Origin of the sequence: Micromonospora sp. AB353 (assembly GCF_049538395.1) — a bacterium.
GTDB lineage: Bacteria > Actinomycetota > Actinomycetes > Mycobacteriales > Micromonosporaceae > Micromonospora > Micromonospora aurantiaca.
Genome location: NZ_JBMVFV010000115.1, coordinates 1 through 14600, shown reverse-complemented (window position 1 = coordinate 14600; position 14600 = coordinate 1). Strand labels below are relative to the sequence as shown.

Annotated in this window: 10 protein-coding genes and 1 pseudogene; 5 read left to right on the top strand and 6 right to left on the bottom strand. The window is 75.7% G+C overall.

The window, feature by feature from the left end; all coding sequences use genetic code 11:
* From ACPCK6_RS27725 to ACPCK6_RS27705, 5 genes are all read right to left on the bottom strand, one after another.
* Window positions 1-1286, bottom strand: a 1286-nt coding sequence (locus ACPCK6_RS27725; protein ID WP_423482673.1) for a YehQ family protein, incomplete at its 3' end; no start/stop codon positions are given.
* Between the two features lie 9 nt (window positions 1287-1295).
* Complete coding sequence (locus ACPCK6_RS27720; protein WP_396882629.1) at window positions 1296-2408, bottom strand: VWA domain-containing protein; 1113 nt, start codon at window positions 2406-2408, stop codon at window positions 1296-1298.
* Window positions 2405-4759 carry a DUF5682 family protein gene (locus ACPCK6_RS27715; RefSeq protein WP_423482672.1) on the bottom strand — a complete coding sequence of 785 codons (2355 nt, stop codon included), beginning with the start codon at window positions 4757-4759 and terminating at the stop codon, window positions 2405-2407. Before ACPCK6_RS27715 ends, ACPCK6_RS27720 begins: the two co-directional genes overlap by 4 nt.
* Complete coding sequence (locus tag ACPCK6_RS27710) at window positions 4756-5886, bottom strand: ATP-binding protein (protein ID WP_396882626.1); 1131 nt, start codon at window positions 5884-5886, stop codon at window positions 4756-4758. The genes ACPCK6_RS27715 and ACPCK6_RS27710 overlap by 4 nt, the downstream gene beginning before the upstream one ends.
* The gene (locus ACPCK6_RS27705) at window positions 5883-9551 is read right to left on the bottom strand and encodes a DUF4132 domain-containing protein (protein ID WP_423482671.1); all 3669 of its coding nucleotides are present in this window, start codon (window positions 9549-9551) and stop codon (window positions 5883-5885) included. Before ACPCK6_RS27705 ends, ACPCK6_RS27710 begins: the two co-directional genes overlap by 4 nt.
* Window positions 9552-9758: 207 nt before the next feature.
* Here ACPCK6_RS27705 and ACPCK6_RS27700 point away from each other — a divergent pair.
* A pseudogene (locus ACPCK6_RS27700) lies at window positions 9759-10250 on the top strand (LuxR C-terminal-related transcriptional regulator); the annotation flags it as partial.
* Between the two features lie 26 nt (window positions 10251-10276).
* On the opposite strand, the gene ACPCK6_RS27695 reads toward ACPCK6_RS27700, so the two are convergent.
* Entirely contained in the window at window positions 10277-10606 is a 330-nt protein-coding gene (locus ACPCK6_RS27695) for a hypothetical protein (RefSeq protein ID WP_135240406.1), read from the bottom strand.
* Between the two features lie 135 nt (window positions 10607-10741).
* On the opposite strand from ACPCK6_RS27695, the gene ACPCK6_RS27690 reads away from it, so the two are divergent.
* From ACPCK6_RS27690 to ACPCK6_RS27675, 4 genes are all read left to right on the top strand, one after another.
* Entirely contained in the window at window positions 10742-11473 is a 732-nt protein-coding gene (locus ACPCK6_RS27690) for a histidine phosphatase family protein (RefSeq protein WP_423482670.1), read from the top strand.
* The gene (locus ACPCK6_RS27685; protein WP_396882623.1) at window positions 11457-12320 is read left to right on the top strand and encodes an NAD(P)H-hydrate dehydratase; all 864 of its coding nucleotides are present in this window, start codon (window positions 11457-11459) and stop codon (window positions 12318-12320) included. Before ACPCK6_RS27690 ends, ACPCK6_RS27685 begins: the two co-directional genes overlap by 17 nt.
* A gap of 148 nt (window positions 12321-12468) precedes the next feature.
* The gene (locus ACPCK6_RS27680) at window positions 12469-13953 is read left to right on the top strand and encodes a S8 family peptidase (protein ID WP_423482669.1); all 1485 of its coding nucleotides are present in this window, start codon (window positions 12469-12471) and stop codon (window positions 13951-13953) included.
* A 106-nt stretch (window positions 13954-14059) separates the two neighbouring features.
* The gene (locus ACPCK6_RS27675; protein ID WP_396882621.1) at window positions 14060-14560 is read left to right on the top strand and encodes a hemerythrin domain-containing protein; all 501 of its coding nucleotides are present in this window, start codon (window positions 14060-14062) and stop codon (window positions 14558-14560) included.
* Window positions 14561-14600: the final 40 nt, after the last annotated feature.

Genomic DNA, 14600 nt, shown 5'->3' with positions numbered 1-14600 from the left:
CGGTGCGCGGCGCTGCGCACCGCCGACTCGGAGACCACGTTGCCGGTGGCGAGCGCGCCGAGCGTGGTGCCGGTGACCCGCCGCCCGGCCAGCTCGTGCCCGGTGGGCGGGTCGTCGTCGGTGACCGGGTAGGCGCGGCGCAGCACCAGCACCGAGACGGCCGCCGGGTGGGCGAGCACCACGTCCACGCCCACCTCGCCGCCGCTTTCGCGGACGCGGGCGCCGAGGCCGGTCAGCCGTACCCGCCGCAGCGGCGTCTCCGCCGGCTCGTGGGCGCCGAGTACCCGCTCCGCCGGGGTGGCACCCGCGTTCACCACCGCGCGCCGCCGGGCGGGCAACTCGGCGAGCAGGTCGGCGAGGGTCTCCGGCCGGTACCGGGCGCCGCGCGCGGCGTACGCCTCCAGTTGCCCGGCCACGTCCTCCACGGCGAGCAGCGGCCAGCGCAGACCGGCCGCGTCGAGGTCACGGCGGACGGCGGCGAGCCGGGCGTCCACGCCGGAGCCCAGGTGCGCGACCCCGGTCAGCAGCACGTCGGCGGCGAGCCCCACCGCCGCGTCCAGCGCCGGATGCTCCGTCACGGTCGCGGTTCCGCCGACGCGTACCTGCGCCTCGGGACGGTCCGGTTGTTCCCGGTCGGCCGCCCGGCACGCCCACACGGCGAGCGCGATCGCCTCGCCGCCGTCGCCGGCCGCGTCGCCGCGCGCGTACCCGATCCGGCGTGGCACCAGGAAGCGGACCGTGCCGGTGGGCAGCTCCACGCGCGGAACCGGGTCGGCGGCGTCCGGCCGGTGGACCACGGCGGCGTAGCCGCGCCGCAGCCGCCGTCGGGCGGCGGTGAGCGCGGGCGCGCCGATCGCGGCGGCCAGTTCCTCGTCGGTGACGTCGCCCGGCGACCACCGCCACGGCTCGTCCCCGGCATCCGCCCGGCCGGGCGGGGCTTCGCGGCCGGGCACGGCGTCGTGGCCCGGCCCGGCGTTCCGGTCGGGCGCGGCCTCGCGGGCCCGGGCGTCGGCGTGCGTGCGCTGGTAGGTCAGCACGACGGCGAGCAGGTGCCGGCACACGCCCGGCGCCGGGCAGGAGCAGGTCCCGGCCGCGAGGCCGCCGCCCCCGGGCAGCGTCACCGTCACCCCGTCCGGGTACGCGGCACGCACCGCGCCGTCGGCGTCCTCGGTGAGCGCGGGCCGCTCACCGGCGTCGACCTCCTTCGTGGCGCGCTTCACCAAGCCCCTGTTGCTCAGCGCGGCCAGCACGTCCGGGGTGAGCGCGATCAGGTCGTCACGGGTCATCCGGTCCCCCTACCGGCCCACGTGCTCGGCCACGAACGCGGCCAGCTCGCCCGGCGTCATCGCGCCGACCGCCGCGCCCACGTCGGCCAGCCGCTGCGCGGTGGCCCGGTCGTACGCCGGGTCGGCCTCCTCGTCCAGCGCCGCGAGGGCGAGCACGTGCGTGCCCTGCTCCACGAGCTGCTTCACCGACCGGACCAGACGCCCGGCGTCCCCGCCCTCGTAGAAGTCGGACACCAGCGCGACGATCGCCCGGCGCGGGTTCTCCACGAGCTGCGCGCCGTACGCGACCGCGCGGGCGATGTCGGTGCCGCCGCCGAGCTGCACCTTCATCAGCAGCTCCACCGGGTCGTCCACGTCGGAGGTCAGGTCGACCACGTCGGTGTCGAACGCGACCAGGTGGGTCCGTACGCCGGGTAGCCCCCACAGACAGGCGGCGGTCACCGCGGCGTGGATCACCGAGCCGAGCATCGAGCCGGACTGGTCCACCAGCAGGATCACCTGCCAGCGGTCCAGGTGACGGCGGGTACGGGAGAAGAAGTGCGGCTGCCGGACGTGCAGGCGGCGCTCGGCCGGCTGCCAGTGCGCCAGGTTCGCCCGGATGGTGCGCCGTACGTCGAAGTTGCGGGCCTGCCGGAACCGGCTGGGGCGTCGCGCACGGGGCCCGGAGAAGGACTGCCTGATGTCGGCGGCCAGCCGCTCGACCAGTTGCCGCACCACCGCCTCGACCAGCTTGCGGGCCAGCCGCAGCACCTGCGGGTCCATCAGGTGCTTGGTGCGCAGCACCGCACGCAGCAGCGCCGGGTTCGGCTCGACCCGGGCCAGCACCGCCGGGTCGGTGACGACCTCGTGGATGCCGTACCGCTCGACCGCGTCGCGTTCCAGCCGCTGCACCGTCTCCTTCGGGAACAGCCGGGTGATCCCGTCCAGCCAGTCCACAGTGGTCAAGGCGGACGGGCCGGACCCGCCGCGTCGCACGTCGCGGCGGCCCAGTTCGGCGTCACGGCCGTAGAGCCAGTCCAGCGCGGCGTCCCGGCCAGCCGCCTCGGCCGACAGGCCGCCCAGGCTGTCCTGCGCGGCGTCGCCGAGCACCAGCCGCCAGCGTTCCCGCATCGGGTCGGTCACGTCCGGTCCCCCTCCCACAGCCCCTCCCGGGTCAGCACCGCGTCGACCCGCTCCTCCACCGCGCGGGCGGCGGCCACCAGCAGCGGGTCGGCGTCCAGCCGCAGCAGGTCACCGGGCGACGCGCCGCCGCCGTGCAGCGCCTGCACGTGCCGGGCCACCTCCGCCCGTTCCCGGGGCGGGAACCAGCCGAACGCCTGCCGCAGCGCGGGCAGCGCCACCAGGAAGTCGTGCGCGCCCATCGCGGCGAGCAGTTCGTCCACCACGGTGAGCAGCGCCGCGTCGCCGCTTACCACCTCCTCCCGGGCCAGCGCGAACAGCCCGGACAGCCAGTCGCCGAGCGTGTCCGGCGCGGCCACGGCCCGGACCGCGCGGGCCGCGTCCGGCACGTCCCCCAGCGACCAGGCCAGGCCCAGCGCCGCGCCGCGCAGGTCCGGCGGGGCCGCCGGGTCGGCCGCCACCCGTCCGGCCACTGCCAGCGCACCGTCCCGGTCGAGCCCCAGCGCCGGGCCGGCGTGGCGGACCGCGTCCCGGACCGCGACGAGCGCGGTGAGCCGGCCCGGGTCGGCCGGCGCGGCCGTGGCGCGCACGCCCTCGACGAGCCAGAACGCGCGGCGTACGGCGGCGGTGATCAGCGCGCCGAGCGGGGCGGTCCCGGCGCTGCCGAGCAGCCGGTCGTGCCGCCACAGCGCCAGCGCCACCGCGAGCGCCCGGCCCAGCGCCCGCAGGTCGGTGACCGAACCGGTGGCCCGGGCGATCGCGGTGAGCGTCCGGGTGGAGTGCTCGGGCAGCCCGGCCAGCGCGGTGTCGAACAGCGTCGTGGCGAGCGCGTCGACGTCCGCGCCGAGCAGCGTCACCCGCTCCTCGATCCGGGCGGTGACGGCGTCCAGGACGGTCGGCCCGTACCCGCCCGCCTCGATCACCCGCGCCAGCCGGTCCGCCGACGGCGCCGGAGACCAGCGTTCGGTGAGCAGCGCGTCCGCGCCCACCCGGGGGCCGCGTTCGCGGACGTGACCGGGTACGTCGAGCAGCCGCAGCCGGTGCAGCAGACGGCTGCGGCTCAGGTCGTCGGCGGCTGTCAGGTCCAGTTCGACCGCCTCGTGCGGATCGATCCGGTGCCGTGCCAGCTCGGCGTCGACGTCGTGCACGAGCGGCGGCAGCGGCGTGTCCGGGTGCAGGCGGCCCACCCGGTCGCCACTGAGCGCGGCGACCATCTCCACCACCACCGGGTGGGCGCCGGGTGCCAGCGTGCCCCGGGTCGCCCACGGCAGCGGCTGGTCGAGCGCGTCGGTGACCAGCGCGGACACCAGGCCGTCGAGCACGTCGACCCGGCCCGGGTGGACGTGACCGCGCAGCCGGGCCAGGCCGCCGGCCATGCTCCGGGCGGCGATCAGGTCGGCGGTGGAGACGGGCTGCCGCCGGGCCCGCAGCCGGGCCGCCACCGCCTCGGTGAGCGCCTCCGCGGCCCGGCGCGGGCCGTCCTCCCAGACCCGCTGGTAGTACGCCGGTGACGGCATCCCGGACTGGTAGCCGACGAACGCGTCCAGGCGCCGGAACGAGTACGGCACGAGGTAGCTGCCCGCCACCGCGTCCGGAGCCGGGGCGGGCACCTCCGGCCAGTCGTCCTCCTCCGGGCCGATGCCGTCCGGGCCGGCGCCGTGGGGGCCGGTGTTGTCCGGATCGGTGCCGTCCGGGCCGGCGGTCAGCCGGACCAGGGCGGGACGGTGGAAGCCGCCGGTCACCACCAGCACCGGCCGGCCGGCGGCCCGGCGGCGGGCGGCGCGTACCCAGCGCGCCATGTACGCCTCCCGGGCGGTGTCGTCAGCCCCGGCCGCCGACTCGCCGCGCAGCACGTCGAAGTACGTGTCCAGACGCTCGGCGAGCCCGTCGTCCGGGCCGATCTCGAACAGGTGGTCCCACAGCGCGTCCACGTTGTCCACGGCGAGCGTGGCGCACAGCCGGCGCACCGCCTCGGCGTACCGCTGGTCGGCGTCGGCGTACCGGTTGGCGCGGTCCGACAGCGCCGGATGCCACGCCGGCAGGTCGATGAAGCGCAGCTGCGCGCCCACCTCCCGACCGGCGGTCAGCGCCACCCACTCCGGCGAGTACGCGCAGAACGGGCTCCAGGAGGCGTGCCGCCTGGTGCCGTCGCGGTGCGCGGTGAACACGGCGATCGGCAACTCGTGGTCGCCCAGCAGCTCGTCCATCCGCCCGTTCAGGTCCGCCGGCCCCTCCACCAGCACGTACGCCGGGCGCAGCCGCGCCACCGTGGCCGCGACCAGCCGCGCGCAGGCCGGGCTGTGGTGCCGGACGCCGAGGAACGTGACGCCGCCGGGCGCCTCGACGGTGCTCACCCGGGCAGCAGGTGCCGGGCGTCGTGCACCGCCCGCCACTGCGCGCCGGAACGGCGGGACACCTGCTGCTCCAGGTAGCGCCGCAGCCGGGCCAGGTCCTCCGCGTCGTCCTTCGCGGCGGTGCCGGCCAGGCAGGCGACCAGGTCGGCGGCGTCGCCGGGTTCCCCGCGCAGGAACCAGCCGCGCAGCCCGACCGCGTGCGCCACCGACACCGCCTCGGCGGTGCTCATCACCGCCGACAGCCGCTCCATCGCGTCGCCGCGTTCGGTGATGCCGGTCCGCAGCTCCCGGAACGTGGTGACCAGCACCTCCAGCAGGTCGCGCCGGGGCGGCGCGGTCACACCGGAGCGGCGCAGCAACTCGCCCGCCTCGGCCTCCACCAGTTCCAGCTCGGTGCCGAGGTCGGGGATCGGGAAGACGGTCTCGAAGTTGAACCGCCGCTTCAAGGCGGCGCTCATCTCGTTGACGCCCCGGTCCCTGGTGTTCGCGGTGGCGATCACGTTGAAGCCCTCACGGGCGAACACCATGGCGTCGGCACCCGGCAGCTCCGGCACGGCGAGCACGCGGTCCGACAGCGGGGAGAGCAGGCAGTCCTGCACCTCCAGCGGGCAGCGGGTGATCTCCTCGAAGCGGACCACCCGCCCCTCGGCCATGCCGCGCAGCAGCGGCGCCGGCACCAGCGCGCGCGGCGACGGGCCGTCGGCCACCAGCAGCGCGTAGTTCCACGAGTAGCGGATCTGGTCCTCGGTGGTGGCCGCGCCACCCTGGATGGTCAGCGTGGAGTCGCCGCTGACCGCTGCGGCGAGCAGTTCCGACAGCAGCGACTTGGCGGTGCCGGGTTCGCCGACCAGCATCAGGCCGCGGCTGGTCGCCAGCGCCACCAGCGCCCGGTCGATCAGCGACGGGTCGCCGACGAACTTGCGCCGGACCCCGGCGGCCGGGTCGCCGAGGATGAACCGGCGCGCGGCGCGCAGGCTCAGCCGCCAGCCCGGCGGGCGCGGGTCGCTGTCGTTCGCGGCCAGCGCGGCCAGCTCGTCGGCGTACCGCACCTCGGCCGGAGGACGCTGCGCTCGCTCGTCGGCCGGAGGCCGCTGGGCCCGCTCCGCGGCCGGGTCGAGCGCGGTCACCGGGTCACCTCCGCCAGGTCGCGCAGCACCTCGGAGAGGGTGACGTCGTCCAGGTCGCCGAGGCGGACCTTGCCGTCGCGCTGGAACCAGCCGCCGTAGGGCACGTCGTTGACCCAGATCGCCTCGATCTTCTGGTCCGGGAACATGTCGACGATCCCGACCGCGATGCCGGGGTCGAGGTCGATCACCACGGCCCGGCCGCCGGGGACCTCGCGCTCCAGCCAGCTCTGGATGCCGGCGTCCTGCGGGTCGCCGCGCCGCCAGCCCCGCCGTTCCAGGCTGAGCAGCCGCCCGGCCGGGACCGTGACACCCGCGTGCCGCCGCAGCAGCGTCTCCGCGCGCTCGGCCGCGTCCAGCCGGAACACCTCGCGGCCGAGCTGCGGGAACGGCTGGAGGATCTCGTAGTCGGCGAAGACCTCCGCCCAGGCCGGCACCGCCGCACCGAGGCTCAGCGGGTGCGCGATGGCCACCGTCGCGTCGTCCGGCAGCGTGTACGCCTCGTCGTCGACGTCGGCGAGGGTGCGGTCCTCGGCGACCCGGAACGCGCCGACCATCTGACCGGCGTCGTCCACAGTGGCCCAGACCAGCCGGCGGACGACGTGCCAGAGCAGCGGGTGGGACAGGAAGTAGCGGCGGAAGTCGGCAGCCGGCCAGCGCCGCCCGGTCACCATCGCCGACTCGAAGCGGCGGATCTGGTCGGCGGCGAGCGTGCGTACGTCCTTCTTCAGGCCGCCGAAGCGCTTGTGCGCGGCGGGCGCCAGCGTGGCGTCGTCCCGGGCGCCGGGCTTGGGCAGGTCCTTGCGGCGGGCGCCGGCGCCGTCCACCACGTACGGCTTGAGCTGCTCGTCGAAGCCGACGGTGAACCGGCGTGGTCCGTAGTCGAGGACCAGGCTGCCGTCGGCGTCCAGCCCGAGGTCGGGCACCAGCCGGTCGCCGAGCTGCTCGGGCGTCAGGCCCAGCCCGTCGGCGACCTCGGTGACCTTGCGCGCCGCCTGTTCCCGCAGGCCCCGGAACTTCACCTTCTGCGAGATGCCGTAGAGGTGCATCAGCGCCACGTCGGTGCCGATCTGCGCCAGCACCTCCAGGCCGGTCACCGCCCGGGCGTGCTGGCTCTCGCCCGGCCAGGCCCGCACCAGCGGCGCGAGCCGCCGGGCGGTCGAGTCGTCGCCGAGCAGCCCCAGCGCGGTGAACGCCCAGCCGTCCTTCGACGGCGCGCCGGCGCTCTGCCAGCTCTCGAACAGCGCCCAGACGAACTCCGTCAGGGAGTCGGCGTCGCACGTCGCGCGGACGACCTCCACCCCCGGGTACGGCTCGCCGGGCGCGGAGATGGCGAGCATCGTGCAGAGGTGGCGTACCGCGTCGGCGGGCAGCGCCGCCGAACGGTCCCGCAGCAGCACCTGCGGCAGCACCGCCGGGTCCAGCCACGCCGGCAGGCTCGGCATCCGGGCCGGGAGCTGGGCCAGCGGGTCGGCGTCGAGCATCGCCGTGGCGGCGGCGAGCGCCTCCTCGCCGTGCTCCCGGGCCACGCCGAGGAGCACCTCGCGTTCCTCAGCGGCGACCAGGCGCAGTGCGCGCTCGGCGGCCCGGCGACGCGGGCCGGGCGTGCCCAGGGCCGCAGGCAGCAGCGCCCGCACGGCGCACTCCGGGTGCCGCCGCAGCCAGGACCGGGCGACCGGGCGGACCGTCTTGAGCCGGTCGAGCCAGTCGGCCATCAGGTCGGCGACCTCACCGTCGGCGTACGGCAGCAGCACCTCGCCGACGCTCTTCGGCGCGGTACGGGCCAGGTGCAGGGCGGCGGGCAGCGCGTCCAGCTCGTACCGGCCGGCGAGGCGGGTCATCCACCCGTCGGCGCCCCAGGACTCGTCGGGACGCCAGGCCGGCAGCAGCGGCCGGGCCAGTTCCTCGGTGGCCCGGACGAAGAAGTGGATCGCCGCTGACGATTCGGCTCGCCCGGCGGCGACCTCGGCGGCCAGCACGGTCAGGTCATCACCCCGCCACCAGCCGGACCAGCGGGGCACGACCGCGGCCCACCGCTCCCGCTCGCCCGGCAGCCACGCCGTGGCGGACCCGGCGGGACGGGCCAGCCCGTCCACGACCGGCGGGGTGGACCGTGGGCGCCGGACCGACCACGGCGGGGACACCAGCACCGGCGGCAGCCGGTCCGGCCCGGCGACCGGCAACGCGGACGCGTCGTCGCGGATCCGCTCGACCCGTTCCCGCCCCGCCGCATCCAGCGCCGGCAACGCCGCCTCGACGGCCGCCGGATTGGCCAACACGTGCGCGCGCAGCAAGGTGGCGGCCTCCCGTGCGGCCGGGCTGCGCCCCTCGGCGGCGGCGGACAGCAGGCGCACGCCGCGCACCGGGAAACGGCGCAGCGTCTCCGTCATCGCGGGCGGGACGTACCTGCGGTCCAGCCGGTCGAGCAGCACCGTCATCGGCTCGTCGCCGGGCAGGGCCGCCAGCAGCGACACGATCCGCTGCCGCCCGTCGGCGCCGACGTGCTCGTGGTCGAACCATCCGGCCAGCACCGGCGCGATCGGCGGCCCGACCGCCGCGGTGGCGGTGATCATCGCCACCTGGTCGTACATCAGCCGGTAGACCGCCAGGTGCCCGCCGAGGGCGTGGATCGCGTCCACCTCGTCGACTGCACCGAGCAGCAGCTCGGCGAGCAGCGGTCCTCCGTCGCGCGCCACGTCGGGGACGTCCCGGGCCACCCACTCCCGCTCGGTCGGCAGCAGGAACGAGGTGACCACCCGCGCCGCCAGCGGCCCGGACCGGTACGGGACCAGGGCGGCGCGAGCCGCTGCGTAGTCGGCCTCGCGGGCCGCCGCGAGATGCGCGCGGACCCGGCGTAGCACCCCCTGGCGCAGGCGCCAGTGGCCGTAGTTGTGCGCCTTGTTCACCTCGGCGCGGCCCAGCGAAAGCGGAGACGCCGACCCGGTGGCCGCCACGGTGATCTGCTCGGTCGCAGCGACCGCCGCGCCGGCCGGGCCGAGATCGGCGGCCAGCAGGTCACCGAGGGCCAGCCCCTGCTGGTCGCGCCCGTGATAGCCGAGCGCCGTGGCCACCGCTGCCACCAGCGCGGCACCGCCCAGCGGACCGGGCTCGCCGTCGAGGTAGCCGCGCAACGCCGGGCCCAGCTCCGGGTCGGTGGTGGCCCGGGCGGTGGCGTCGACCTGGTCGGCCACCGTGTCCAGCACCTTCCGCCCGGCGGCCCGGCCCTTCGCGGCGCTCGGCAGGGCCGGGCCCGGTGCGCCGCCCCGGCGCGCGGCGAGCATCCGCCGCCAGCCGGCCGGAACCTCGAACGCGTCCTCGTCCGGCAGCTCGCCGGCGGGCGACGTGGCCGAAACGCCACCCTCCGAACCCACGCCGGCCGGATCGGTGCCGGCCGCTTCCGGGCCGCGGCTCGGCGCAGCCGGCTCGACGGCGGGCGTTCCGGTGTGCCCGGCGGAGGACGCGGCGGCCGTCTCGGCGTACCCCTTGCGCAGTTTCTCCGCGATCAGCCGGTCGGCGTGCGCGGCGGCCTCGGCCGGCGAAGCCAGTTCCTTGACCTGGGTGCGGCCCTGCGCGCCGAGAGATCCATAGCGGACCGTCACCGTCGCGTCGCTCTGCCCGACCTCCCAGAACTTGGCCGAACCGCCGCCCACGAACTCGAATCTGCGCACACCGTCTCCTTGATCGCCCGCAGTGTGCGGGGACCATAACCGGCCCCACCGACACCCGCGACGCCGCCGGGCGCGCTACCCGCTCCGCAGTGCCGTCGCGGTCCGGGTCCGGGCCGCCCATCCGGCCGGCAGCAACGCTCCGAGCAGTGCTGTCAGCGGACCGCCCAGCGCGAGCGCCGCCAGGAGGACCGGCCCGTACACGTCGAGCTCGACGGTCTCGAGGCCACCCGCCGCATCCTCACCGGGGCCGTCGCGGCGCCCCGGATCATCATCCTCACCACGTTCGACCTGGACCAGTACGTCTACGCCGCGCTCGCCGCCGGGGCGAGCGGCTTCCTGCTCAAGGACGTGACGCCGGAACACCTGGTCGCGGCCGTACGCATGGTGCAGGACGGTGACGCGCTGCTCGCACCGGCCATCACCCGCCGGCTGGTACGGCGCTTCGCCCGCCGTGACCCGCAGACGGCGGCTGTGCACCGCGACCTGGCCACGCTGACCCCGCGCGAGACGGAGGTCCTGCGCCTGCTGGCCGGCGGCCTGAGCAACGCCGAACTCGCGGCGGCGCTGCACCTGTCCGAGGCGACGGTGAAGACCCACGTCGCCCGCATCCTCGCCAAGCTCCGGCTGCGCGACCGGGTCCAGGCGGTGGTGGTCGCCTACGAGACGGGCCTCGTGAGTCCCGGCTCGCCGGAGGACTGACCGGTCCGGCGACGGCCGTCACGTGCTCAGGTGATCAGCAGCGCACCGACGACGATCAGCGGCACCGAGACGAACAGGAAGATGCCGACGCCGGTGAGCACCCGCCCGCCGCCGCCGTCCTCCCGCTCCGGCGCGAGACCGAAGGTCGAGCGGGCCGGCAGCATGCCGATGCGGCTCAGCGTGAGGTCGCCGGTCATCCCGATCACCGCGCCGACGATCATGAACGCCACGCCCAGCCGGTGCGTGAAGTCGCCGCCGCCGACGGCCACCCAGATGCCGACCGCCGCGGCGATCACCACGGCGGCGATCAGGAAGAGCACCAGCGCCTCCCGCAGACCCCGCACCACAGTCGCCATGTGCGCCTCCCTCGTACCCGGGGCCGTCCGTCCCGCGTCGTGGGACATTGTGCCGGGTCGATGCACTGCGCCGCAGTCCCGCGCCCGGCCGGTCCGGCACGGTTATCCGTCCCGGGCCCCGGGTACGGGAGCCGCATGGCGGAGTTGGGATCGCTCTGGATCGTCCGGCACGGCGAGAGCACGGCGAACGTGGCGGCCACGGCGGCCGAGACGTCCGGGGCCGAGCTGATCGACCTCAGCCACCGGGACGCGGACGTGCCGCTGTCGCCGACCGGCGAGGAACAGGCACGGGCGACCGCCCGCTGGCTGGCCGGGCTGCCGGAGTCGAGGCGGCCGGACGTGGCGGTGGTGTCGCCGTACCTGCGTGCGGTGCGCACTGCCGAGCTGGCGCTCGACGGCACCGGCATCCCGGCGAGCGTCGACGAGCGGCTGCGCGACCGGGAGCTGGGCGTCCTCGACGGGCTCACCGGCCACGGCGTGACCCGGCGCTACCCGGAGGAGGCGCAGCGGCGTACCCGGCTCGGCAAGTTCTACTACCGCCCGCCCGGCGGCGAGTCCTGGACCGACGTGGCGCTGCGGCTGCGGGCGCTGCTCGGCGACCTGCGCCGCGACCACGAGGGGGGCCGGGTGCTGCTGTTCGGCCACGACGCGCTGGTCTTCCTGCTGCGCTACCTGGTGGAGGGGCTCACCGAGGCGGAGCTGATGGCGCTGACCCGCGAACACGTGATCGCCAACTGCTCGGTCACCGCCTGGCACGCCGACGACACCGGCCGGCTCGTGCCGGAGGTGTTCAACGACGTCGCCCACCTGCACCGGCAGGGGGCGAAGCCCACCAGGGAGGACGAGGTCAATGCCGAGCCGGTCTGACGTGATCACCCCCGCGCTGCTGCGGGACTGGGCGCTGCCGGTGCCCACCGGCGGCAAGGAGGCGCGCGGCACCGTGCTGGTGGTCGGCGGCTCCCGGTTCACCCCCGGTGCGGTGCTGCTGGCCGGGGTGGCCGCGCTGCGGGCCGGTGCCGGCGTGCTCCAGCTCGCCGCTGCCGAGTCGACTGCCGCGTCGCTGAGCATCCAGGTGCCGGAGGCGCTCGTGATCGGCCTGCCGGAGACCGGCGACGGCGCGGTCCGCGGCGACCCGGGCGACCTGCTCCGCGGCCTGGTCACCGAGGCCGACGTGGTGGCGGTCGGACCCGGCCTCACGGACATCGAGGCCACCGGGGAGCTGCTGCGCCTGGTCCTGGACGCGGCCGGCCGCCAGACCGCGCTGGTGCTCGACGCGTATGCGCTCGGCGCGCTCAGCCACGCGCCGGACCTGCTGGCCGGGTCCGGCCGCAAGGCGGTGCTCACCCCCAACCTGACCGAGGCGCGGCACCTGCTGGGCCGCGATCCGGGCGACGACCTGGACGCCGAGGCGGTGGAACTGGCCGGCCGGTACGACGCGGTCGTCTCGCTGTACGGGCACATCGCGACGCCGGACGGCCGGGCCTGGCGGGAGGAGAGCGGGGACGCCGGACTGGGCACCTCGGGCAGCGGCGACGTACGGGCCGGGCTGCTCGCGGGTCTGCTCTCCCGGGGCGCCGACCCGGCGCAGGCGGCCTGCTGGGCGGCGTTCGCGCACGCGGTGAGCGGGCAGCGGCTGGTCCCCCGGTACGGGCGGATCGGCTTCCTCGCCCGGGAACTGCTCGACGAGATCCCCTACACGATCGCCACCGTCTGACAATCCACGTCACCGGGCTCCCACCACGTGTAACACCCCGGGAGGCGGTGGCGCTGGTCCGGGCGAGGCCGGTACTCCGCCGTGCCTCCGCCCGGACCGCAGCCCGCTCAGGGGTGCGGTCCACCCGCACGAACCCCTGGGAGTCTGTGTGAACAACCTCCGTCGCAAGACACTCGCCGCGGCGTCGGCAGTGACGCTCGGCGCCGGGCTCGCCCTCGTCGGCGGCACGGCACCGGCCGCGGCCGTCGGACCGGAAACCTCGTACCTGGTGCTCGCCCCGCAGGGCAACGGCACCGCCAAGGCCGCCGCCCGCGTGGCGGCCGCCGACGGCACCGTGGTGGCCGCGTACGACAAGATCGGTGTGCTGGTCGTGCGCTCGTCCGCCCCGGACTTCGCCACCCGGGTGGCGGGCGCCGGCGTCGAGTCGGTCGCCTCCACCGCCGGCCTGGGCACCGCACTGGACGAGGGCGAGACGGTCGAGGTGCCGGCCGCCGCCGTCGCCGCGGCCACCGGCGACCCGACCGCCGAGCCGCTCTACAACCTGCAGTGGGACATGCCCCAGATCCGTGTCCCGCAGGCGCACGCCGTGACCGGCGGCAGCCCGTCGGTCGTGGTGGGTGTGCTGGACAGCGGCATCTCCAGCAGCCACCCGGACCTGGCGACCCAGATCGCCAAGGACAAGAGCGCCTCCTGTGTGGGCGGCGTCCCGAACACCGCCGAGACCGCGTGGAACCCCACCACCAGCGACCACGGCACCCACGTGGCCGGCACCATCGCCGCCGCCGTCAACGGCGTCGGTGTCACCGGTGTCGCACCGGGCGTGAAGGTCGCCGCCGTCAAGGTGGTGAACGACGACGGCTACATCTTCCCGGAGGCCGCGGTCTGCGGGTTCATGTGGGCCGCCGAGCACGACATGCAGCTCACCAACAACAGCTACTACATCGACCCGTGGGAGCTGAACTGCCGCAACGACGCGCGTCAGCGCCCCGTGTGGAAGGCCGTGCAGCGGGCCCTGCGCTACTCGCAGTCCCAGGGCGTGCTGCACGTCGCGTCGGCAGGTAACTCGAACTACGACCTGGCCCACAAGATCACCGACACCGGCAGCCCGAACAACGGCACGCCGGAGGAGCGCGAGAACCTCACCAACGCCTGCCTCGACCTGCCGGCCGAGGCGCCGGGCGTGGTGACCGTCGCCGCCGTCGGCCCGACCGGGGAGAAGAGCTACTACTCCTCGTACGGCCAGGGCGTGATCGACGTGACCGCGCCGGGTGGCGACACCCGGTTCCGGACGCAGGGCGCCCGCTCGACGTCCGCCGACGGCATCCTGTCCACCACCTTCAACACCGCCACCCGCACCAACGGGTGGGGCTACAAGCAGGGCACCTCGATGTCCAGCCCGCACGCCACCGGCGTCGCGGCGCTGGCGCTGTCCGCGCACCCGGGCATGACCCCGGGCCAGCTGGCCTCGTTCCTGGAGCGCACGGCGGTGGCGAAGTCCTGCCCGTCGGGCGTCTACAACCCGGTGCCGCTGATCCCGGCGGGCCCGAACGCGTACGACGCGACCTGCTCCGGCGGGAACCGCAACGGGTTCTACGGCGCCGGCGTCGTGGACGCGTACAACGCGGTGAGGTAACCGGCATCCGCGTGGACCGGGCCCGGCGAGCACGCCGGGCCCGGTCTGTTTGTCCTGGTGGGGCGCCGGGTAGGGGGGCACCGTCAGCCGACCTAGGAGGTAACCGGTGTCCACCGATGCGATCGTCCTGCTCAAGGAGGACCACAAGGAGATCCGCCGCCTGTTCAAGGCCTTCCAGGAGGCCGAGGAGGGACCGGCGAGCAAGCGCGGGAAGATCGTCGGGCAGATCCTCGAAGCCCTGACGGTGCACACCTACCTGGAGAACGAGGTGATGTACCCGGAGGTCCGCAAGCTGGTGCCCGACGTCGAGGACGACGTCCTGGAGTCGTACGAGGAGCACCACGTCGCGGACGTGCTCTGCTTCGAGCTGTTCACGATGGACGCCGGCGACGAGCGGTACAACGCCAAGACGACGGTGCTGATCGAGAACGTGCTGCACCACATCGAGGAGGAGGAGCAGGAGTGGTTCCCGAAGGTCCGCGAGGCGCTCGGCCGTAGCCGGCTCCAGGAGATCGGCCAGCGGATGCTCGACCTGCGCCCGAAGGCGCCGAAGACGCCGACCGCCCCGAAGGCGCTGAAGAAGTCCCTCGATGCCGTGGTCGCCTGAGACCGGCCGCGCGACGCGAGCGGGACCGCCCCGAGGGAGG

What these genes read in the sequence shown, in the direction of transcription:
- ACPCK6_RS27695 (WP_135240406.1), bottom strand. Translation starts at nt 10,606, where the DNA reads ATGGCGACTGTGGTGCGGGGTCTGCGGGAGGCGCTGGTGCTCTTCCTG.
- ACPCK6_RS27690 (WP_423482670.1), top strand. Translation starts at nt 10,742, where the DNA reads ATGGCGGAGTTGGGATCGCTCTGGATCGTCCGGCACGGCGAGAGCACG.
- ACPCK6_RS27685 (WP_396882623.1), top strand. Translation starts at nt 11,457, where the DNA reads ATGCCGAGCCGGTCTGACGTGATCACCCCCGCGCTGCTGCGGGACTGG.